The following is a 23300-nucleotide window of genomic DNA, read 5'->3' on the forward strand; positions in this document are numbered from 1 at the left end:
GGCTAAAGTAACGAGAGATGTTCACGCGCCCACAAGGCGGCCTGAGTGCGGTCACGCACAGCCAGTTTGGCAAAGATGACGCTCAAATGGTTTTTGACTGTCCCGATACTCAGGGCAAGATATTCACCGATCTCTTGATTGGTGTAACCCTGAGCCAGCAAGCGCAGGATCTCGCGTTCGCGGGGCGTAAGTGAAATGACAGGTTCAGGCGGTGGCGGCGGAGTAGATGCTGCCGTCGCCGCCAACTGGCTCAGTCGAGGTAACAATTGTGCCGTGATTTGGGGATGGATCAGCGCGCCGCCGGTAGCGACCGTCCGGATACCATCAGCCAGCGCGCGATGATCGACATCTTTCAGCAGGTAGCCGCGCGCGCCAGCGGCAATTGACTGCAACACTTTCTCATCATCAGGAACGGTGGTGAGCATGATGACCGCAGGACGCGGCCCGCGCGCAGCTAGCTGGCGGGTTGCTTCCACACCATCCATCACCGGCATGAGGACATCCATCAGCACCACATCAGGATCGAGCGTTGCGACGAACTCGAGCGCCTCGCGACCATTGGCGGCCTGCCCAACCACTTCAATGTCAGGCTTTCGCGCCAGTAACGTGGCGATACCGGTTCGGATCAAAGGTTGGTCATCAACAATCAGCACCCGAATCGCCATAGTTACTCCTTATGTTCAGTCGGCAACACCAGGCGCAAGCGCCAACCGCCATCGGGCAATGGCCCAGCTTCAAAACCACCACCCAACGCCTCTACCCGCTCGCGTAACCCGATCAGGCCAAAGCTGCCACTGCCAAGATCGATCGCTGGCAAAGTGCGATCGGGTTGATCGTCATTGGTGATGGTAACGACCACACAGTCACCTTCGGCCTTCACCTGCGCCACAATGACGCTGGCGCGAGCGTGTTTGCAAGCGTTGGTTAAACCCTCCTGGACAGCGCGGTAAATACAATGCGCTACCGCAGCCGTCAATTGATCAAGACGCCCCTGGATGTCTAGCTCTACTCGTGACCGCGTGCTATGGGCACAATGCATGGCCAGTTGACGCAAATCTGCTACCAGAGTCTCGCTATGCACCGGCAGGTTGGCATCAACAACGGCCAGCAAATTGCGCCAGGCGCTGTGCAACAATTCGCGACTATTCACCAGATGATCGCGCGCGGCAACCGGATCCTCCGCTGCCAGTTCGGCTGCCAGTTGCAATTCGAGATTGATCAAGACCAGTTTGGAACCAAGATCGTCATGCATTTCACGGGCAAGTCGCGCCCGTTCGGCAGCCACCGTTATCGCCTGGATTTCATCGGCCTGTTGTTGCATCTCGGTCTCGAGCAGCTTGACCTGTAATTCCACCTGCTGGCGGCGCTGCATCTGGTAGCGGGCCAGTAACAACGGCGCGCTGACCAACATCGCGGCGAGGATCAGGCTCACTGTTGTAGTAGGATCAATGATTACCGGCTGCCAGAGACCGGTCAATGCCAGCAATAGTGGGAAAAGAGCGGTAAAGAGCAACCACTGCACAAGCGAGAGCCGACTGGCCATTTGCCACGCCACCAGTAAGAAACCCCAGAGCAGGGGCAGCAGATTGGTGACAGCCGCCATCAAAGTGATAGTGAGCGTCTGTGCAGCCAGTCCGAGATGAACGAAGAGGGTACGGCGCGCCTGTTGCGTGCAGGCACTGGCAATGATCAGTAACCCACCGAGCGCCAGTAACCAGAGTAACCCACTCGCCGAGAGCTGATGCGGCTGAAGCATTGCCAGGCCAAGCGAGATGCTCACGAAGAGTGATGGCAAGATCCATGCCAGGACGTGGTTGGGACGTGGTGAGATCAAACTGTCGTCAAGCGCGCCGACTGCCGCCAGTGGCGACGATAGTTTAGGTTGTTGCGGCAGATAGCGCAGCGCCAACACTGTAGAGCGCAACCGTTCGATAGCCGTTGCCGCTGTTGCGCGTGACAATTCGAGCGCCGTTTGCAAACGTCCGAGATTTGATTGAGCCGTTATGAGAGCCGAGTTCATGCTTTGCTCGGCAACAGCCAGAGCCTGTTGTATCTCATGCGTCAACAGATGTAACAACCGCTGGCGTTCTTCTTGCGCCACCCGCTGTTGAATATCGCGTAGCAACGATGAGAAGATTGCGTAGCGTTGCTGCATCTGCTGTAACATGTACTGCATCTGCTCACGGCGATGCAGGTGACGGACGTAGATGAAGACGGCGATGATTGCGCAGGTGGCCGGAAACGCGATCGCCAGGTTACTTTGCAGCCATGCGATCAGATCGTTCGAGAGCTGATAGCGCACCAATGCCCAGATCGCCCAGATACTCACCGCCGTGATTGCCCATATCCATGGCCGGAAGAGAATGATGCCTTGCAAGACGATGATCAGGTAGAGATAGTCGATCAACGGCGCAGCGGTCAAGAGTTGCGCGCCTGCCGCCGCCATCAGTTCGAGGCCCAGCAAGACCAGTTGCCCCCAGACCGTAAGCAGGCGCAAAGGCGTTAACCAGGCCAGCCCCAACAACACACCAAGACAGGCCAGCATGCCAGCCAGACGCGGCCATTCGGCGCGGAGCGTCGCATCACCCAATCCGCTCAAGGCAATAACCAGCGTCACCAGCGAGAGCAACCCCAGCAACGCAAGGGCAGTGCGCTGGTAGCGAAAGGTTATTGCCTGGATGAATGACGACAAGCGATGTTTCATACCTATGAGTGTATCACATCAGGCGAAACAGGTTGATCGCATCGCCAATCGGGCACAACCCACGCAATGACTTGGGAGCGTTTACAGTTTAACGAAACGCAAGCGGCAACTTACTCACCCAACGCCCGCCGCACTGCCGCTGCCACATCGAGGATGCCGGCGCCAGCCACATTGCCATCACCGCAACGGTTGCCATCAGGAGCAGCGTAGGGTCGGGCAGTTTCAAGCAAGATGCGCTCGGTTGTCACAATATCGCCGATCAATGTCGGGTTGGCCGACCAGATCAGGGCCACAGCCCCGGCCACGTGTGGCCCGGCCATCGAGGTGCCATCAGCCCGCGCATAACTCTGGTTGGGAAAGGCTGATAACACATCCGTCCCCGGCGCAACCAGATCGGGTTTCACTCGCTCACTGCCATCGCTCAGCACCGGCCCGACACTGCTAAACACTGCCACGTTACCATCTGCATCGAGAGCGCCGACCGTCAACACCTCATCGTAGATCGCCAATGGCGCATTGAGTGAACTACAGGCCGGCCCATCATTGCCGGCACTGGCAACAACGAAGACACCGGCGGCCCGCAGGGCCTGCACTGCGGGCTGGAGTGAGGTCGGAGTGCATCCCTCAAGATCCTGCGGACAACCCCACGAGTTGTTGAGCACGTGAGCGCCGCGCGTTGGGTTGCCATCGCGGAATGGATCGCCATTGGGAGGGTAGGGCGCAAAGAGAAATTGCATGCAGTCGAGGTAGCGTGGCGCATTGCCGAGATTGCGAGCTAGATTGACACATCCGATCCACTGCGCATCAGGCGCAACACCAACGTTGTTCCCTAGCACCGTTGCCAGGGTATGTGTGCCATGCCCGCCAACATCGTAAGGAGCGGTTGCCCCTGTCCACGGATCGAGCCAGTGGTAGGCGTGGTCGGTTCCGCTGGCAGTGCGACCAGCGTAAGCATCGCTCAGTTCGGGATGATCGGCATCGACCCCTGAATCGGCTTGCCCGACGATGATACCGGCGCCACGCACCCCCATTGCCCACACTTCCGGCGCGCCGATCATGACCAGATTCCAGAGCGGCTCTGTCGGTGGTGATTGATCACCGCTTACCGTTATCGGCGCAACTGGCAATGGCCTTAGATGTGGCACAGGAATCACTGTCGCCACTTCTGGCCGATTCTGCAACCAGAGCCGCAAGGGCAAATCACCCTCAACTTCGAGCGCATTGACCAGGTAATAAGGAGTGTAACGAACGCCGATCTGGTTGAGCGCAGCGCGCAGATCAGCCTGAGTAGTCATGGCGTGATCGGTCAGTCGCTGGTAAACAGCTAGCCGGCGCTGCTGATAGCTGGTCAGGGTAGATAGTTGACTGACATCGGCCTGATCACGCAGGATTACAAACAGGCGGTCACCGGTTGGCACTGCTCTCTCACCGCTGATCAACAGCGCCAATCCGGTTAATGCCGCTAATCCTGCGCCGACTATGTGAAAGCGCTGATTGGCAACCAGCAGCGCCAGCGGCGTTGCCAGGAGCGCCAGCAGCGCCTGCCCGACCGCAGCCAGGAGCGCCAGATGGAACCCTTCGGGAAAACCGCCAAAGAGCAGCAGCAGCACCAGCGCATCGGGATCGGTCAGCGCCAGCGGCACCCCAAAAAAGAACAGACCAAACAGCGCCGAAACCGGCGCCACAGCCGCAACACCGACCTGACGACCTGTGGCGAGCCAGAGCCAGCCCCCGGCTGGCGCGCTGAAGAAGAAGAGCAGAGATGCGCTATTCGGCCCTAGCGCCCGGCTTAAAATGAGCAGCAGCAGACTCAGCGTCGCTCCTTCGGCCAGCCACACCCCGGTTCCAACTTCGGCTCGCTGCCAGCTTAGCAATGGTCGCCATGCCAGCAATTGCCCACCGGCCCAGCCTACCGTCGCGCCGAGCAACAATGTCAGCGCCAGATCGAGCCACGAACCGGGTACACCGATGGCCAGCCAGGGTAAGCTAATGATCAGACCAGTGCTGATCACAACCGGCGACCAGACAGCCCGCGCCGGTCTGCGGATAAGCCACGCAACGATGATCGCGTAGAGCAGGCTCAGGCCGAGTTGGATCAATACGATCACCTGACTCTCCGCCGACGGCAAGAAGATGGTTACTGCAAGCAATGCCGGCAATGGGAGCGCAGCCAGCCAGCGTAACGCAGCATCGCGCGCGGTGCCGTCACTTAGCCATGCCCAGAGCGCGAATGCTACTGCGCCTATGCCAAGGCTGATCCAGACAACAATTGCCTGCCCGGTATCACCTGATCCCAGTAGACTAACGCCAAGTTCCACCAGTCGTAAAAAACCGCCGATGGTTAGCGCAATGATCAGAATGGCGGCCAGTAGACAACCTTTTGCTTTCGAAAACCCGGCGGAAGAAGCTGTTTTATCAAATGATCCCATAGCGATCCGTGTTATACTTTCTCTGTAAAAGCAAAGATGCAATCCATCCCCAAACCTGCGCGCAGGAGGATTATTTCCCATGAACGATCAATCGCTTGCAAGCGTAGCTGATCGTAATGATACCATTGCCGGCGGTAACCCCGATCCTACCAGTGGTGATGACAAACCCGGTCACGAATGTGGTATCTTTGGTATCGTTGCCGCCGACGCTGATGTTGCCCGCCTGACTTTCTTCGGCCTCTATGCCCTCCAGCACCGTGGTCAGGAGAGTGCCGGTATTGCGGTTAGCAATGGACGCAGCATTCGATACTACAAAAATATGGGCCTGGTAGCGCAAGTCTTTGATGAAGAGAAGCTGCGCCCGCTCTCCGGCTATATGGCAATCGGCCATACGCGCTATTCCACAACCGGTTCCTCGAAGCTAGAAAATGCGCAACCGTTTGTCGTTGAGAGCGCACTGGGTCCCCTGGCTGTCGGTCACAATGGTAATCTAACCAATGCCTCAGCCTTGCGCCGCGAATTGTTGCAGCGTGGCGTTGGTCTTACCAGCAGTAGCGACAGCGAGGTGATTACCCAGATGCTGGCCGGCGGCGAGGGACGAACATGGGAAGAGAAGCTGAAGGTCTTCATGGTGCGAGCGCAGGGTGCCTACTGCCTCACGGTACTCACACGCGATGCGCTTTACGCAGTTCGCGATCCGTGGGGTTTGCACCCGCTTTGCCTCGGCCAGCTTGGCGATCAGGGTTGGGTGGTTGCCTCAGAAAGTTGTGCGTTAGGTACAATCGGCGCTCAATTCGCGCGCGAGATCGAGCCAGGAGAGATTCTCAAACTGACTCTCGATGGGCCACAGGTCATCTCACTGCAACCATCGATCCAGCGGGCAGCATGTCTGTTTGAGTATATCTACTTTGCCCGCCCCGATAGCGTTCTGGACGGTAAGGTACTACACGCGATGCGCGTGGCCCAGGGGCGTGAATTGGCCCGTGAAGCTCCCTGCGATGCTGATGTGGTGATTGCTGTACCCGATAGCGCTACTCCAGCGGCAATCGGGTACGCCCAGGAATCGGGGATTCCGTATTCTGAAGGTTTGATCAAGAACCGCTACATTGGACGTACCTTCATTCAACCCGACGACCGGCTACGTCAGCTTGGCATTGCGCTCAAATTCAATGCGCTGACCGATAATCTGGCCGGTAAACGGGTAGTGCTGGTCGATGATAGTATCGTTCGCGGTAACACAAGTGGCCCGATTGTGCGCTTATTGCGCGAGGCCGGCGCGCGCGAAGTGCATGTGCGCGTCTCATCGCCACCGATTCGCCACCCCTGTTTCCTCGGCGTGGATATGGCGACCTACCCTGAGCTGATCGCGCATCGCCTGACGATTGAAGGTATCCGGCAACATCTCGGTGCCGACAGTCTCGCCTATCTCAGCCTTGAAGGATTGATCCGCTCTACCGGTCGCGATCCCGCCACCTTCTGCACCGGCTGTTTTACCGGTCGTTATCCGGTCGAGGTGGAACTGGTTGACAAAGAGGTCTTTGAGTTGCGCTAAATAAAGCGTTACCCACAGCGCGAATGGTCGCCAGCGCGCGATGGCAACAGCAGTTAGAAGCACGCTGCTGTTGCCATTATCTCGTTAACCGTATCTTTTGAGTCGCTGTGCAGTCTGTTGCCTGCTTCAATCATCACCAACAATCCGCTGCCGGTAAGCAGGAGGCTGGCGCAAACGTGTCGCCTGCTCGAAGGAATAGGCCAGCCGGATCAGCATCGGTTCAGACCATGCGCTCCCAATAAAGTTGATGGCAACCGGCAATCCGAATGCCATGCCTGCCGGCACCGTCACTATCGGATACCCGGCGCGGGCAGCGAGCGAGCTGCTTCCACCGGGGTAGTGGTCGCCACCGATCAGGTCGATTGGCCAGGCCAGGCCAGTTGCCGGAGCCACCAGCGCATCGAGCTGCTGTTCGTATAACACCTGATCGATTGCCCGGCGCGCAGCGTCGCGACTGGCTTGCAGCGCCTGCTGATAAATCTCATCGTCGAGACCGCCGACCGCTACCGCTTGCTGGAATAGCTCCTGACCAAAGAAGCGAAGTTCTATGCCGGCATGCTGTTCGTTGAAGGCAATCAATTCGTCAAGCGAGCGTGGCGCGCGAGTGGCAGCCTGCGGATCAGGAATGCGTTCGGCAAGATAACGGTTGAGCGTTGCTTTGAATTCGTAGATCAGCACTGTCAATTCAGCTTCACTGAAAGCCAGCAGCTCATCAGGCAACGAGACAGGATCGACCACATGCGCGCCAGCCTCGCTCATCGCCTGCAACGCAGCCGCAAATGCTTGTTCGACGTGACGACCGAATCTTGCAAAGCGCTCACTGCGGAGCACGCCGATCCGTGCGCCCCGCAAGGCATCAGATTGGAGACAGGTACGATAGTCAGGGCGCACATGCCCGACGGAGGCTGCCGTGGCCGGATCGCGTGGATCGGGGCCGGCAATGATGCCAAGCACGGTGGCAGCGTCGGCCACACAACGAGCGTGCGGCCCGACCGTATCCTGGGTTGAACTGATCGGAATCACGCCGGCGCGACTTGTCAGGCCAACAGTTGGCTTAATCCCAACCACCCCACACAATGCCGACGGACACGAGATCGAGCCGTCGGTTTCAGTGCCGATGGCAACCACGCACATACTTGCTGCCACGGCGATGGCCGATCCCGAACTTGAACCACAGGGACTCCGGGTCAAAACGTGCGGATTGCGCGCCTGTCCGCCGCGCGCGCTCCAGCCGCTAGACGAAGCGGTGCTGCGAAAGTTGGCCCATTCGCTCATATTAGATTTGCCGAGAATGACTGCTCCGGCGGCGCGCAGGCGGATCGCTACGGTTGCTTCGGCAGCCGGACGTGAACCGAGCAACGCCAGCGAACCGGCGGTGGTTGCCGTGTTATCGAGTGTATCGATGTTGTCTTTCAGCAGCACAGGAATACCATGCAGCGGACTGCGTGGCCCCAGTGCATCGCGTTCCGTATCGAGCGCAATTGCCGTTTCCAGCGCCGATGGACTAACCTCAATCACAGCGTTGAGGCAAGGCCCGGCGCGATTGAGCGCTTCGATCCGCTCAAGGCATGCCATTGTCAAGGCTTCCGCAGTGAGGTTGCCACTTTCCATATCCGCTTGCAGCCCGGCAATGGTTGCTTCGTAGGCCATGGCTCCAATATGGCGTGTTGGATCGTGATCGGTCATGCCTTTCCTCCCCGCTAAAATCGACATCTCTGGCTACGCTTTGCCCGATGAGCGTGAGAGGGAGCGATCTCCGTCCCACGCTTGCCCTTCCCCGGCGAGGTAAGGGACACCAGTGACGCAAGGGCGAGGATGGGTCACTAGCGACGCAAGAGAGTGACGCAAGGGCGAGATATGACGTGTGGGTGAGCCGTAAGGGCGAGATATGACGTGTGGGTGAGCCGTAAGGGCGAATAATTATTCGCCCTTACGGCTCCTGGCTCCTGGCTCCTGGCTCCCGGCTCCTGGCTCCTGGCTCCCGGCTCCTGCTGAGCACCTCGCCCTGGCACCGCACCCTGACCCGTCACCCCCGCACCTCATCCTGGCCCGTCACCCTGACCCGTCACCCCCGCACCTCATCCTGGCCCGTCACCCTGACCCGTCACCCCCGCACCTCATCCTGGCACCGCACCCCGACACTCGCCCTGGTACTCGCCCTGGCCCGTCGCCCTGGCACTCACCCTGGCCTGTCACCCTGACCCGTCACCCCCGCACCTCATCCCGGCACCGCACCCCGGCGACGTCCCGGCGCCCTGACGGCGTCCCGGCGCCCTGACGGCGTCCCGGCGCCCTGACGACGTAACGTAAGGGCGAATAATTATTCGCCCTTACGTCGCACCCTTACGTCGCACCCTTACGTCGCCTGCTGAGTACATCATCCCAGCACTCGCCCTGAACCGTCGCCTGAGCCCGTCATCTACTACAACACCTTCACTGGCGATAACAAACCGGGTCGCTCGCAGTTAGCCGCCTCAATTGCCTCAGCCGAACCCAATACCGCCACCTGCCCGTAGTCTCGCAGAGCAGCAGCGGCTTCAGCAAAGGCCTCGAAATCGGCAGCCGTTGTTGCCAGCACCTGATCACGGATTTGCTGGCGATACTCATCGCTCACGCTAGTCAAATAACGAACCAGCGCTGTATACCCTTTCGCGTCAGGCAACTGGTACGCATCCATATCGCCGATGGTACCGATAATCGCTCGCTCGATAGTCGTTGAATCGAGCGCTGCCTGCTGCAGAAACTCCGCCATCTCGTCGTAGACATCGAGGGTGCGCAACAGGTTGGGATCGCGATACGACGTAGCGATAAACAGACCGGTGCTTCGGTCGTAGTTACCGCCGGCGCCATATGCTCCACCCTGAATCCGAATCCGGTCGAGCAGATAATCAATCGTGAGGTGACGCAAGACCACCATGGCCGAACCACCGGGTCGAATGCCATGAGCGTGCAGATTCACTCCTTTGGCAACATAGTTGACTTGCGCCGGAATAATGAGACCTTCCCCGCCATCAACATTGCGTGTCGGCCAGGACACTGGCGTGTAGTCGGCTTCAGGCAATTCGGCAAGGAAGGAGGTCAACACCGGTAGTACCGTCTGCTGATTGTCTGCATCGAGGGTCAGGTTCGCCACCAATCCGCGCCGGTTGATCAACGCCGCGCGCGTGGCTTCAAGATCGGACAGCACGCCCGGCCAATCGTGTTGAATCCGCTGTTCCAGCTCGCGCAGGAAGAAGAGGGAGGAAATGCCACCCATCTGCTCTTCCGCCCATTCGGCAGGCGAGAAGCGGGCAGCCAAACGCCGCCGGGCATACGCATTGCCTGCCGGCACCAGCGACGACTCCTTGTTGGCTCTGGCCCGCAACACAATCTGCCGGAACCGCTCGTAGTCATCAAGATTCACCGTAAGCAGAATTTCGCTCAACAGCCGCAGCAATCCGTTGACCTGGGCCAGCGTACTCTTCCCGCGCACCACCAGGCGACCTACCGGCGTTGCAGTGGTAACATCAGTCGCCGTCATTGTTGCGGCGTAGATTCCGCCCGTTTCGCGCCCGATCCGTTGCAACAGACGGACAAAATCCGAGGTTGCCGTCCCCATTTCGGTTAGCGCGCGCGCAAACAGCGGAGCATAGGGCAACAGATGAGCCGGCAACGCGCGCAAATCGAAGGCCAGATCGAGATAGACGATACCGTTGGTGAAGAGATTGTGGCGCAAGAGCGTCACCCCGCCGCGCTCGTCAACCTCGGTGGGGATACGCTTAACCTGCCGGTCGAGATCGGCCAGGCGCAGCGTCGGAATCGTGGCAAGTGCTTCGGGCGGATCAGGAGTCTGTTGCCACTCGGCCAGCGCCTGCGTTTCAGCGACCAGCGCCGCGCGCTTCTCGGCATCGAGGGTTGCCGCAAAAGCATCGATCCGGGCCTGTTCGGCAGCGGCCAGAAGGGCCGCATGGTCGGGATCGGGGCGCAGCATTACGCGAGTGCGGTGCGGATTATCCAGGAAGAGTTCGCGGATCATCCGTTCAAAGATGCGCTCACCGCTATCAACCGCAGCCCGCACTGCCGCCAGCGGCGCTTCAAACCGGAGCGGCGCAATCGGATCATCGTCGTAGAGCCAGGTGCTCAATGCGCGCAGCATCAACACCAACCCACGCGGAAAGCTACCGGTATTGTTTTCGCGCAGGCTAAACTCAAAGGTATTGAAGGCAGCCGCAATTGTTTCGGGATCGATCCCCTGTTCGGCGAGTTCGGTCAACACGCGCAGGATCAATTCCTCAACCTGGCTAGCGCTGGCGGGATCAATGCCCTTCATCCCGACCGAGAAAGTCTGCTGAAGCAGATCGCTCTCATAGCCACCGACGACCTCTTCACCTAAACCTGAATCGATTAACGCTTTGCGCAGCGGCGCTGCCGCATTCCCCAACAGAATGTAACTCAGCAGCTCGCGCGCCATCACCTGGGTTGGATCGCGATTGTCATCGATCAACCAGTTGAGCATCACCATGCCCTTCTGGTTGTTGTCGGCACTCGCGCTGAAGGTATGTTCAAACGCGCGCGGTTCGGCAAAACGCGCCTGTCGTTCGATCTGTGACGGCGGCTCGATCCGCTCAAATTGACTTAGATATTCATCGAGCTTGCGCAACCGCTCCTCTGGTGGATCGTCTCCGTAGAAGAAGATTCGCGCATTCGATGGATGGTAGAGCGTTTGGTGGAATTGCTTGAATGCCTCGTAGGTAAGATCGGGAATAGCCTGTGGATCGCCTCCCGACGAATGGCCATAAGTGGTATCGGGAAAGAGTGACTGTTGCGAATAGCGATAGAGCATGCTATCGGGCGAAGAATATGCCCCTTTCATCTCGTTGTAGACCACACCCTTGATCGAAAGCGGGGCATCGGGATCGGGCAGCTCGAAATGCCAGCCCTCTTGTTTAAGCACTTCAGGCGTGATGCGCGGGAAGAAGACTGCGTCAAGGTAGACATCGACCAGATTGTAGAAATCTTTCAAGTTGGTGCTGGCAACGGGATAGGTCGTCTTGTCGGGATAGGTCATCGCATTGAGGAAGGTATGCACCGATCCCTTGACCAGCGTGAAGAAGGGGTCTTTGACCGGATACTTGCGCGAACCGCACAACACCGAATGTTCGAGAATATGGGCAATGCCGGTGGAATCACGCGGCGGTGTGCGGAAGGTAATGCCGAAGCACTTGTTCTCGTCATCGTTTTCAAGCGAGAGCAGTTCGGCGCCGGTTTTAACATGGCGGTAGAGGCGGGCGCGCGTGTTCAGTTCAGAGATGAACTCATCACGCAGCAGCTCGAATCCGTACATATTCGTCATGACAACCTCGTCTGATACAATAGGCGACAGGGATTAATTGTGCGTTTACAGAGTATTGTACCAGAAGCATTCAGGCAATGGCGAACCGAAGATATAGCTCCGTTTCAATCATCTGCACTGCGCGCGACGAAGCCGATAACATTGCCGCGCTGATCGATTCGATGCTGATGCAGACGCGACCCGCCGATGAGATCGTGATCAACGATTGTCAAAGCAGCGATGAGACACCGGCAATCGTAGCCGCTTATGCTGCCCGTTACCCGCACGTCAAGCTGGTACGCGGCGGACACAATATCTCATCGGGACGAAATAATGCTATCCGGCACGCGCGCGGACCAATCATTGCCAGCACCGATGCCGGTCTTACCCTCGATCCGCACTGGCTGGCGCGCATTATCGCTCCAATTGAAGCGGGTGAGGCCGATTTGGTGGGAGGATTTTTCCACCCTACCCCGCGATCTCTCTTTGGGCTGGTGTTGGGTGAAACAAACTATCGCCGGAGCAATGAGATTGATCCGGCAGCCTTCCTGCCCTTTGGTAAATCAATGGCCTTCCGCAAAGAGGTGTGGGAAACGGTGGGTGGGTTTCCAGAATGGGCCAGTCATTGCGAAGACCTGCTCTTCGATCTGGCGGCGCAGCAAGCCGGCTTTCGCCGTGTTTTTGTGCCCGAGGCTGTCGTCCATTTCGCGCCAAGACCGACATTGCGTGCCTTTATGCACCAGTATTACACTTACGCCCGCGGCGATGGCCGGGCCGGTTTGTGGCCAGAACGACATGCTTTGCGCTATGCCGTCTATCTGGCGCTGAGCGCCCTGACCAGTCTTGCTATCTCGCAGCCACGCTTGCGGCTGCCCATCGGCGTTCTGGTCGGGATCGGAGTTGCCGCCTACACCCGCGGCCCCTACCGCCGACTCTGGCCGCGCCTGCGCGGACGGGCCATATCCGAACGGCTGGCCGCGCTGGCGCTGGTGCCGTTGATTCGACTGGCAGGCGATACCGCCAAAATGGTTGGCTATCCGGTTGGCGTGTGGCGACGGCTACAAAGTCGAACGTGATGGCATAGCCGGGCTATGCCATCGCCAATAGCGCTTCCTATACCTCTCACGTCGCCGGTTTTGGTCGACGCCGGTTGAAGAACTTGAGTATCAGATCAATCGCAACCACAATCATGGTAATAATCCCCAGTTTGGCCAGAGTGCCGACCATCTCAGTAGCGCCGGCCAGCGAAGGGGTTTCGCCAGGATGACCGTCCCGCTCACCAAATGGCGGTCTGCCTTCGGCAGAGAAGATGCCTTCCCGTATTCCACCTCTTGGTCGCTCACGCTCGCGGAAACCTTCAGTGGTAGCGAACTGGTCAGTCGGCAACACATTTTCGGTCCGTAACCAGTTCATTCCCATAACGATCAGCCAGGCAACGCCAAGAATGATGAGAATGCGACCGATAATTTTCATTGGTTCACCTCCTCGAGACGAGCAGGCGTCATCGTCGCCCGGGCCTGCGGTTTACGTCGTGAAAAGATGCGTCGAATCATGCCTGCAATCCAGCTCCAGTGGATGGCGATGTGCAGGCCGAGCACGAGCACGGTCAGATCGGATGCCTGATGGTGCAAGACCTCGAGCGCGCGATCACGTGTCATCGTCAACCCCAGCATCGGCAGTGCCTCGCGCGAAATGAAGATACCGGTGGCGACAGTGACAGTAAAGGCAATAAACAGGATTGCGTTCAGCAGATAATTTAAGCGTGAACGCCACGTGGTTTTGGCAAAGAATCGCTTGCCGACCGTAACAATCCAGTTCCAGTGAAGAAGTAAGTGCGTGATAATCGTCGCTGCCAGCGCCAGACCGAGCCATTCGTGGATCGTTAGTCCACTGAAGCGGGGCGCAGTTGCGACTAAGAAGGCAATGAACATCGCGCCATCAATCAGGAAGTTGCGCCAGTTTTGTTTCATCGGTTGCACTCCAGTTTTCATACCTGCTACCTGGTTTGATGGTATCAGGCAGATTTGAAAGAGTTGTGAAGACGGCGCGCACAATTGGTGAAAGATTCCGCAATCACCGCTGAGTAACCCGGTAACAGAGGTTTCGTCAATACGTATCGCGCTCGTCGGTTGATACGTGTCAGCGCAATGTCATGCGTGACTACACAATGGTGAAGGGCGACCCGATGGGCCGCCCTTCACGCGCTCGACGTATTCGGAATATCAATTGCTCACCTTAACGGGTGCGAATCCGGAATGGCAAATAGAGCGGGCAGAAACCAATCGCGCTCGTGGCGAGAAAAACAACCGCCAGGATCCCGCCAATCCAGGCCAGTACTCCCGACAAGACGTTGGTAACGATCAGCACAGCAATCACGAGCGCCACTACCACGCGCGCGATCCGATCGATATTTCCCATATTCGGTGTCATGACCTTCCTCCTCTGAGCGGTAACGGTTTGCCTGATCTGACTATAGCAGATACAGAGATACCGATCAGTGACAAAGTCACGTTGCCGTCGTTGCTGGCGTATCGCGTTTTATGAAATGTATCACCAATCTGCCAGCATCACGGCAAGGACAGCATCCACTCGCCGACATTTGGCCATATTAAAGTAAAGTATGGATACGTCACGGATGAAAATGCACCTGCGCACAGTCGCACGCCAACATGGAAGACGGAAATGACCGGCTGATCCTCAAAGGATGAGACAGACTACGCCAGAACCGGCGAGCTGGCGAGGCGCTCCTGCCAATCCCAAAGGTTCGCTGCTCGCGTCAATCCACAGACTTCGCCGGCATTTGCCGGTCATACGCCAGGTCACAAATTTCGATAGCCGCTCCTGGTTTCTCTACTGACCGGCGATCATAATCATATCGTTCATCCCAACGCGAGATAACCCCTTGCCGGACAACGCGCCACCTTCTCACGCGCCTTGCGGTTTCACCATCGACCGACCATTCGCGTTCATCCCAACGCGAGATAACCCCTTGCCGGACAACGCGCCACCTTCTCACGCGCCTTGCAGTTTCACCATCGACCGACCATTCGCGTTCATCCCAACGCGAGATAACCCCTTGCCGGACAACGCGCCGCTCACGCCTGCTCAGCCACGCTCGCTGACAACAGGCCACCTTCTCACGCGCCTGTCAGGCTGTGGTATTGTATGACAGCGTTGAAATAGCAACGGAGACGAGATGCGGATTCTCTTTATCACTGGCGAATATCCGCCGCAACCGGGAGGAATCGGCGACTACACGCAACGGCTGGCGCAAGCGCTGACGCATGCCGGGCACGAGGCGCTCATCCTGACCGCCGCGCAGCGCAGATGGCAACTCTGGCGGTCAACCGGCGCCGGTGATGAGGCATTGGTTGCCCCAGGAGGACGCGCCGGCTGGGATGTAACTACCGCTCTCCGGCTAGCGAGACTGATACACCGCATCCAACCCGATTGGTGCCACATTCAATACCAGACCGGCGCCTATGGCATGCAGATCGGCATCAATTTCCTTCCCCTGCTGCTGCGGCGAGCGAGGATTGCCACTGCAATCACCTACCACGATCTGCTGCCACCTTACCTGTTCCCTAAAGCGGGGATAGTGCGCGATTGGGTCACCCTGTTGCCGGCCCGCACAGCCAGCGCAGTCATTGCGACCAATCCTGAAGATGAGATGGTTTTGCGCTCCGCCGGCTTGCAACCGCGCTTCATTCCGATTGGCGCCAATATCGAGCCAATGCTGCCGCCGAACTTTGACCGCGCCACATGGCGCTCGCGCCTCGGCGTTGCCGCTGATGAGGCCTTGATCGGGTATTTTGGCTTGCTTTCGCCGGGGAAGGGAGTCGATGTGCTGCTCGATCTGGTCGCCACTCATCCAGGCTGGCGATTACTGATTATCGGTGGCGCTGCCACTGCGCCAACCGATCGAGCCTACGCCGCGACGGTACAGCAACGGATCGCAACCGCTCTCGGTGATCGGGTGATCATAACCGGCCATATTGCGCCGGATCAGGTCTCTGCCCATCTGAGCGCCTGCGATATTGTGGCGCTGCCTTTCCGCGATGGCGCTTCACTGCGTCGCGGTAGCCTGCTGGCGGCGCTGGCTCATGGCTGTGTCGTCGTCACCACACCACCTACCTCAGCGGCGACTGCGGCATCCCTCGCTGAAGCGGTGCAATTCGCGACAGCTCAACCTGAAGCAATTGCCACTGCCATCGAAACGTTACTCGCCAATCCAACAAGCCGCGCGCGCCTCGGCGCTGCGGCTCGCGCCGTTGCTCACCGGTTTAACTGGACTGCCATTGCTGCTGCCCATCTCGATCTGTACCGCGCGCCGCATCCACGAATCGGATAAAAAGGTGCAAACTACCGGCTTTCTCTCATTGTGCCGCGTGAACCTTATTTATAGCGGCAACTGCCGCCGCAGCCTGCCGCTCTACTTCCCGCTCGCGTGTCGTTCGCTTCAGGTCACTGCTTCCTGCCCTGGAAGAAAGCGCGACCAGATGGAACTGATGAGCGCTCGACCGGGTGTAACAAAAGAAAAACATTCAGCTCTGGCGTGACTGACCAAAGAGACGTTCTTGTACCGCCGCGCGCAGATCGCGCGCAATCTTGATGTCGGTCAACGAGATACCGAGTCCTACTATCGTTTGCGCTACTTCGGGACTGACGCCAATCAAGATCAGACGCGCGCCCAGCAACCGCGCGCTGCGCGCCAGCGCAATCAAGCCATTAGCCCCCTCCTGATCGAGGTATGGTACACCGGTAATATCGACCAGCAACGAACGCGCCCGGCTTTGTTCGAGTGACTCGAGTGCCCGCTGCTGGGCCAGCGCAAGCCGCTGGCTATCGAGCACTCCAATCAGCGGCATGATCAGCATGTCGTCGTGAACGGCCAGAATCGGCACACTCAGGGCCTGAATCTCGCGCCGCTGTCGTTCATTTTCGCTCAAAGCCGCAGATAACGCTCGCTGCCGCTGCTCACTCTCAGCCAGGGCAGCCTGCAACGCCGCTGTGCGTTCAATCACGCGCAGTTCGAGCGCCTGATTGGTCTCACCCAACCGCCGGGCCAACTCTTCGGCTCTGGCCTGCGCCGCAGTTGCCAGTGCGATGGCGTGTTGCACACTTCGGGTACCAATCCCGGCTATCACACCGCATGCCACTGTGAGCAATACGCCAACGACTACCACTTCACCGGGGCCAGGTGAGTCTTGAGCCTGACCGGCCAGCGCCAGCCACTGCCCGATCGAACCGGCGACGCTCGCGAGCACGGACAGAACAACATGGGATACCCGCCCAACTACCGCCGCCGTGACCACCGCGACTACGGCAAAGACCGGTACCAGACCGATTTGACCGGTACCGAAGGGGATCAGGGCAAAACTGCCCACCAGAACGATAATTAAGCCTATTGTTGCCTGATCTACCCGACCTGAGCGAGTCAACACCATGATTGCAATCAGTAGCGCTAACCCGATAAGCGAGGAAATTAATTGCGGTATCGGATCGGGTTGGATCAAAACCAGAGGGATTGATAGCAGCGTCAGAAGGATAAGAACAAGCCCAATCACCATCAAGTTCTGTCCACGCCGCCGCAGTTCAGGATCAGAGAGAGGCACTGTTATAAGGTTACTCCATGACCAAGAATGCATCGCAGTGACCACCATTCTGGATTATTGTGCCTGAAAACACAGATAGTTATCGTTCGTAGACGCATGAATGATCGGGACAATGTCCAAATAAGACAATGTACTACCGGCATTGTAGCGCATTGTCACCATTCATATCATATCTACGCGCGAGCCTTGAGGAATGATTCACCCGGCTAAAAACGGCCTGATCAGCCGCAATACCTCTTCCGGTCGCTGCTCGGGAAACCAGTGCGGGTTGGCGGTGAGATGCACCTGGCAATCTGGTCGCTGTTGCAATGCCAGTTCGAAACCGGCAGTTGACGCGATCCGATCGAGCGGACAACGCATAAAGAGGACGGGAAAGCGAATATCGGTGAATGGAGGTTGTCTTCCATAGCCAATCAGTCGTAGCGGCAACCGCATCAATGTTAATGGCCAATCCCAGTAATGAAAACTATCACAGGCGGCATTGGCAGCGTCTGGCGCGCGGTAGCCACCGAGCATAAGCATGGCTGCGGTCAGATGTCGCGCCGGTGGCAGGTAATAGGGCAGACCAAAGAGCACGCTGTACAGCCACGCCAGCGCCCGCAACCCATGTTCGGCCCAATCGTAGCGAAACGACGATCCTACCGAAAGTGCCACCATCTTCTCGATTGGCACATCGGGTCGCCGTCGCACCAGCGCCCAGGTCAGTGTTGCGCCCCAATCGTGAGCGATAATCACCACCTTGCCGGTCGGACTGGCAGCAATCACCGCGTCGATCAACGCCGCCACTTCGCGCGCCAGCCTTCCCCGACGCAGATCGGCCAGCGATGGCCAGGAAGGATTGGTGCGCCGGTTAGGTAAAGCAATCGCATAAATATTGCGCCCGCGCAGCCAGTCCCGCTTGCGTTCGTCTGGAGTCACATAGGTGTCAAACATGCGTTCCGAGTCGGGGAACCCATGGATCAGCAGTATCGGACTGCGATGGCTGTCGGGATGGTCATGAATCCGGCGTAGCCGACACAAGAGACGACAGGCCGGCGGCTGCCGGAGAGCAGTCCAGAACGTTGGAAATGGTTTGATCGTCATCGTCAATCAGCTCCGGCCACAACCCGGCGAGATGGCTGCCCCCACCAGAGCGCTGCGCTCAACGGGATCAGGCTCAGCACCGCCCCAAACAGGCACAGCAACAGATACCCCAATCCGGACAGGATAAAACCACTACTCAAGCTACCGAACGCTGAACCGAGATTGACAAGGAGATCACTCATACCCTGCGTCGAACCACGCTCAGCCGGAGTGATGGCATCGGCCAGCAGTGATGATCCGGCGATGTAGCAAAAATTCCAGCCCAATCCCACCAGGAACAGCCCTAATGCCAGCCATGGTGTTAGCAGCGAAGCTGGCGCAATCAGCGCCCCGGCAATCAACATTAACGCGCCGAGAATGATAGTGAGTGAGCGCCCCAACCGGTCGGCCACCCGCCCCGTAAACATCGACAATCCGTACATGCCGAACGTGTGTGCGCCGATCACCAATGAGATGCTGTCAAGACCGTGCGCATGGTGGCTCATGTGCAACGAGGTGACGCTCATCACCAGCACCATGACCACTTGTCCCAGCACCATACTGATCAGACCGAGCCGCGCGAGTGACAATTGCAAAATTATTGATAACGACCGCGCTGAAGCAGGTGGCGTAACGATGGTAGTCGATGCTTTGGCTGCCACACGCAACGAGAGCAGACGCGGATCGGGTCGTAAAAATAGAAACAAGGCCGACGCGGCTACCGCAAAGAGCAATGCGCCACCGAACATAGGGCCGGTCAATTCGGGTAATCCACGCGCTGCCGCGAGCTGGCCTAACGGCCCAACCAGTAATGGCCCGCCAACGGCCCCAATCGTGCCGGCAAACACGACGGTGCTGATTGCGCCGGCCCGCCGATCCGGCATCACGGCATCGGCAGCGGCATAGCGGCTCTGATCGGTGATGCCACGCGCTGTGCCAACCAGGAACAGTCCGCACAGAAAGAGGAAAAACGACTGATTGAGCACGGCAATACCGTCGATCAGCATCCCGCCGATGCCCAGGAGCATCCCGATAATCAGGCCGGGGCGCCGGCCAAACTGTTGCATCGCCCGACCCGATGGATAGGCCGACAGCGCTGCCCCGGCCAGCATCAGAGTTGCCGGCAGACCGGCCAGCGCATCGTTGCCACTCAATTGCGCGCCGGCGATGGCGTTAACCGCGATATTGGCGATGAAGGCGGCTGAAGCTAAACTTTGCGCCACGAATAGTGTGCCGATGATACGGCGGGTGACTGCGGCTTGATCAACGGGGCTTGGAAACACGACGCCTGCTCCGTACTGATGGGGTGATACTCAAATCAGACCACGTGGCAGGCCGCGATAACAGCGCATCGATAACGTCGCTATCTGCGTCTGCTACCGATCACATTGCCTGCTCAGATGCCAGTATAACAGATTTTGCTGTGTCAAATATTGCCATAATGAAGCTTGAACTTTTGTTCGCTCCAGTCGCCCTGATCATTGTTTTCACTCAGACGCCTTGCGGCAATATCACCTGCTGTGTGGAATCGGTAACGCCGCCGCGCCAGACCTCCTCTGTCCCACCACCTGATATTGATAGCCGCAACCTTGCTTCGCGCAGAAGCCAACTCAGTGACTTGTTCTATGGTATGATGCAGAATATTCGGCCACCTCTTAATGAAAGCGTTACTAGTATCATTAGATCAAAAAGCTACAGTTGCGCCAACAAAAAGCGAACTCTAAGCAACTGCCTGCAAACCGGTAAAACGATGACATCCAGCCCTGTCGCTACACTCGGCGCCCTGGTTACTATCGGGGATAGGCGAAATCCCATTGAGTAGATTTGTCAACCAACGCGGCAACTTGTCCATCGCCTTTCACATCACTGCTGCCTTTGCCGGTAGCTTCTGCCAATATGCGCATCTTCCGTCAGTTCCAGCTCATGATCGCCCGTATATCATCGACTCGAGCCGGCGCATGGTTCGCGCGCGCATGCGTGCAACCGCTCGATCGCCTTGTGTTACGGGTCAGTGGAGGCCGATTCGGAGTCGTCTCGCTCGTCTATCCAACCCTGGTCTTAATCACAACCGGTGCCCGCAGCGGGAAGCAGCGTCGCGCGCCGCTACTCTTCCTGCCCGATGGGAGTCGAGTCGTGATCGTGGCCTCAAATTTTGGTCGCGCCCAACTTCCTGGCTGGTACTACAATCTCCGCGCGAATCCTGAGGCCAAAGTGAATATCTACGGCCACACTTATACCTGTCGGGCACGCGAGGCGACCGGCATCGAGTATATCGAGTTGTGGGAGCGAGCGGCGCGTTATTACCCTGGCTTTGCCGCATATGCGCGGCGGGCAAAACGAACAGTGCCGATTATCGTGCTTGACATCAATACACCCACATGATCACCAGCGGCGTGAGCAACCCTTCGACCAGCGCCGCCAGTAACACCAGCGGCGCAATCAGCAAGAGCCAGACCTTCACCGCCTGCGCCACTGCCCAGAGCAGATTCTCGCCCACCGTAAACTCGCCTGGAGCGGTCAGCAAGGCCGCTCCCATGCGCAAACCCAACGCGGCACTGATCATGAAGACTGGCAGTTCGATGATGCCGTGCGGCAACAGGTAAGCGACCAGAAAAGCAATCGGACTATCCAGCCCCACCCCACCGCGTTCGATCAAGCGGCCACAGACATAGCCAATCTGGGCAAAGACTGTTGCCGGCACCAGAAATGGAAAGACCCCAAGGCTCACTGGCGCCAGCAGATTCGACAAAATGGACACCCGCAGGTTGTTGAAGAAGACAAACAATGCCAGCAACAGCGAAGGCGCCGGGCCAACTGCAATCAGATCAAGCGCGCGTTCAACTGCTGGAAACACGACGACCCGCGCCTGAATCCACCCGAAACCAAACCCACCAATCGCCGCCAGGAGGCTTACTGCCAGCGGCAGCCGCAACTCGCGCAGCAAAGCCAGCAATTCGTAGCGGTAAAAGCGAACTGGCGAGAAGGGCAATCCAGCATAGGCATAGAGTGGCGTTCCCGCCGGTTGATACTCGTTGAAGAAACGACGGAAAACCTGCCAGAGTCGGCGCAAACCAATCTCCTCGCGGCTGCGCGAAAAGATGGCCGCCCGCCGAAACGTTTGCAAACCGCTGCGGAGAAACGCCAATCCGATCACAAATATCGCCAGCATCGCCAGCCAGATCACATCAAACCGACGCGCGATGAAATACGGCGCTTGCGTCTGCAAGAGCGCAGTGGTTGGCAGCAGAATACCCGACGCCAGCAGCGATGCTTCGCGCACGCTGCCGGCATGGATCGAGAGACTGACAGCGCCGGTCACCAGCGCTAACGCCACCGTTACCGTAAGCAAGCCCATCTGCATCAACAAGTCAGGTGACATACTATCGGTATACAACGCCGGCAGACCAAACGCTACCATCCCATAGAAGAGATATTGCGTCGCCAGCCCGGTCACAAGTGGAATGGTGAGCGTACCGACCAGTTTGCCAAGAAAGAGTTGACGATCCGAAACCGGTAATGCGCAGAGCGACTCAAGCGTATTGCGTTCCCGCTCGCCGACGAATGACTCGAGTGCGGCGACCAGCGCAAAACTGATCGGCACAAAACCAGCCAGCACGCCACCGAATGGAATCAGTGGCGCGATTGCCAGCGGATCGTCAAGGCGGGGCAAGAGCGCATGAATACCGGCGACCAACCCCGTTGGCATCAAAATGGTTAGAAAAACGAGCAGCATCATCGAGCGCCAATCGCGGGTGATCTCGATCATTTCACGTCGGGCAATCACCCAAATCGGGCCGCCGTGAAACCACGTAATCTGCCGCCGAGGACGGAGTCCAAACCAGGGCCGTCGGAGCTGCTCGCGCGCCAGCAACTCTTCGCGACTGAAGGAACGCATACCGGTCTGCACTAGCAGCACAACCAGCGCATTCAAACCTAACCAGACTGCTACCACCAGATCCCAGCGTTCGCCCACGATGAGGAACGCGATCAATTGCACGATCAGCGCCAATGGCACCAAAATCAGGCTAGAGAGCAGACTTGCCGCCCGCACCGTCATCACGTGCGACGAGATGATAACTGCGCCGCTGACCATCACCAGCGCCATAGTCATCACCAGCGCCAGCAACAACATCACACGCAATGGCTGAAACGCGACCAACGCCACATCTACCGCAAAGAGCCAGAGGATCGCGCTAAAGACCAGTTGACTGAGCAGCGTGCCTAGCAACGGTAGTGCCAGCGCCGCCACCAGCTTCGCCAGATACAGCTCACGATCACCCAGCGGCATGGCCAGCAACGTCTCCAGTGTCTGCCGTTCGCGTTCGCCTGCAAACGACTCGAGCGCCAGAATGAGCGAAAAACCGGCGGGCAAGAAACCAACCAGCAGGATAGCAAACGGCACGATCTGAGTGGCAAGTTCAAGCTGTTCGGTAAACCGGATAAAGACCAGCATGGCCGAGGCAACCAGGAGCGGCAACGCCAGCGCCAGCATAATGAGCGGGATCAGCAGGCGCCAATCGGTCAAGGTATCACGCAGCTCGCGCCTGGTAATGACCCACCACGCCGGCAGAGAACGGGCAGTACTGGTCGCCGAAACCGATCGAGAGAGCGAAAATCGTTTCATCAT

Annotated in this window: 16 protein-coding genes; 4 read left to right on the plus strand and 12 right to left on the minus strand. The window is 58.2% G+C overall.

Going from position 1 to position 23300, the window contains the following annotated elements; translation table 11 throughout:
- Nucleotides 1-2: 2 nt before the first annotated feature.
- The 3 genes from Q0650_RS15560 to Q0650_RS15570 all read right to left on the minus strand — a co-directional run bounded on the left by Q0650_RS15560 (nucleotide 3) and on the right by Q0650_RS15570 (nucleotide 5133).
- Complete coding sequence (locus Q0650_RS15560) at nucleotides 3-665, minus strand: response regulator transcription factor (RefSeq protein WP_298820591.1); 663 nt, start codon at nucleotides 663-665, stop codon at nucleotides 3-5.
- A 2-nt stretch (nucleotides 666-667) separates the two neighbouring features.
- On the minus strand, nucleotides 668-2704 hold the full coding sequence (locus Q0650_RS15565; RefSeq protein ID WP_298820592.1) for a sensor histidine kinase: 2037 nt from the start codon (nucleotides 2702-2704) through the stop codon (nucleotides 668-670).
- A 110-nt stretch (nucleotides 2705-2814) separates the two neighbouring features.
- A complete protein-coding gene (locus Q0650_RS15570; RefSeq protein ID WP_298820594.1) occupies nucleotides 2815-5133 on the minus strand; it encodes a S8 family serine peptidase in 2319 nt (772 codons plus the stop codon).
- A 79-nt stretch (nucleotides 5134-5212) separates the two neighbouring features.
- Here Q0650_RS15570 and purF point away from each other — a divergent pair, with 79 nt between their 5' ends.
- Nucleotides 5213-6685, plus strand: a complete 1473-nt coding sequence (gene purF, locus Q0650_RS15575) for an amidophosphoribosyltransferase (RefSeq protein ID WP_298820596.1) — start codon at nucleotides 5213-5215, stop codon at nucleotides 6683-6685.
- A 126-nt stretch (nucleotides 6686-6811) separates the two neighbouring features.
- Here purF and Q0650_RS15580 read toward each other — a convergent pair whose 3' ends face one another.
- A complete protein-coding gene (locus Q0650_RS15580) occupies nucleotides 6812-8371 on the minus strand; it encodes an amidase (protein ID WP_298820597.1) in 1560 nt (519 codons plus the stop codon).
- Nucleotides 8372-9107: 736 nt separating this feature from the next.
- Complete coding sequence (locus Q0650_RS15585) at nucleotides 9108-12017, minus strand: insulinase family protein (RefSeq protein ID WP_298820599.1); 2910 nt, start codon at nucleotides 12015-12017, stop codon at nucleotides 9108-9110.
- Between the two features lie 77 nt (nucleotides 12018-12094).
- Between Q0650_RS15585 and Q0650_RS15590 the strand changes: the two genes are divergently transcribed.
- The gene (locus Q0650_RS15590; protein ID WP_298820601.1) at nucleotides 12095-13072 is read left to right on the plus strand and encodes a glycosyltransferase; all 978 of its coding nucleotides are present in this window, start codon (nucleotides 12095-12097) and stop codon (nucleotides 13070-13072) included.
- Nucleotides 13073-13118: 46 nt separating this feature from the next.
- On the opposite strand, the gene Q0650_RS15595 is transcribed toward Q0650_RS15590, so the two are convergent.
- The 3 genes from Q0650_RS15595 to Q0650_RS15605 all read right to left on the minus strand — a co-directional run bounded on the left by Q0650_RS15595 (nucleotide 13119) and on the right by Q0650_RS15605 (nucleotide 14426).
- On the minus strand, nucleotides 13119-13469 hold the full coding sequence (locus tag Q0650_RS15595) for a hypothetical protein (protein ID WP_298820603.1): 351 nt from the start codon (nucleotides 13467-13469) through the stop codon (nucleotides 13119-13121).
- The gene (locus Q0650_RS15600; RefSeq protein WP_298820605.1) at nucleotides 13466-13966 is read right to left on the minus strand and encodes a DUF4405 domain-containing protein; all 501 of its coding nucleotides are present in this window, start codon (nucleotides 13964-13966) and stop codon (nucleotides 13466-13468) included. Before Q0650_RS15600 ends, Q0650_RS15595 begins: the two co-directional genes overlap by 4 nt.
- A gap of 265 nt (nucleotides 13967-14231) precedes the next feature.
- A complete protein-coding gene (locus Q0650_RS15605) occupies nucleotides 14232-14426 on the minus strand; it encodes a DUF2892 domain-containing protein (protein ID WP_298820607.1) in 195 nt (64 codons plus the stop codon).
- 766 nt (nucleotides 14427-15192) lie between these two features.
- Between Q0650_RS15605 and Q0650_RS15610 the strand changes: the two genes are divergently transcribed.
- Nucleotides 15193-16347: a glycosyltransferase gene (locus Q0650_RS15610; protein ID WP_298820609.1), complete on the plus strand. Its 1155-nt coding sequence runs from the start codon at nucleotides 15193-15195 to the stop codon at nucleotides 16345-16347.
- A 193-nt stretch (nucleotides 16348-16540) separates the two neighbouring features.
- On the opposite strand, the gene Q0650_RS15615 is transcribed toward Q0650_RS15610, so the two are convergent.
- The 3 genes from Q0650_RS15615 to Q0650_RS15625 all read right to left on the minus strand — a co-directional run bounded on the left by Q0650_RS15615 (nucleotide 16541) and on the right by Q0650_RS15625 (nucleotide 19956).
- Complete coding sequence (locus Q0650_RS15615; RefSeq protein WP_298820611.1) at nucleotides 16541-17611, minus strand: STAS domain-containing protein; 1071 nt, start codon at nucleotides 17609-17611, stop codon at nucleotides 16541-16543.
- Between the two features lie 198 nt (nucleotides 17612-17809).
- Nucleotides 17810-18694: an alpha/beta fold hydrolase gene (locus tag Q0650_RS15620; RefSeq protein WP_298820613.1), complete on the minus strand. Its 885-nt coding sequence runs from the start codon at nucleotides 18692-18694 to the stop codon at nucleotides 17810-17812.
- Nucleotides 18695-18696: 2 nt separating this feature from the next.
- On the minus strand, nucleotides 18697-19956 hold the full coding sequence (locus Q0650_RS15625) for an MFS transporter (protein WP_298820615.1): 1260 nt from the start codon (nucleotides 19954-19956) through the stop codon (nucleotides 18697-18699).
- Between the two features lie 613 nt (nucleotides 19957-20569).
- Here Q0650_RS15625 and Q0650_RS15630 point away from each other — a divergent pair.
- Nucleotides 20570-21055, plus strand: coding sequence for a nitroreductase/quinone reductase family protein (locus tag Q0650_RS15630; protein WP_298820617.1), 486 nt, complete (start codon nucleotides 20570-20572; stop codon nucleotides 21053-21055).
- Here the strand turns inward: Q0650_RS15630 and Q0650_RS15635 are convergent.
- Nucleotides 21039-23300, minus strand: coding sequence for an ABC transporter permease subunit (locus tag Q0650_RS15635; protein WP_298820619.1), 2262 nt, complete (start codon nucleotides 23298-23300; stop codon nucleotides 21039-21041). The two genes, Q0650_RS15630 and Q0650_RS15635, sit on opposite strands and share 17 nt — an antisense overlap.

It is taken from the genome of uncultured Chloroflexus sp. (assembly GCF_937129525.1).
Lineage (GTDB): Bacteria > Chloroflexota > Chloroflexia > Chloroflexales > Chloroflexaceae > Chloroflexus.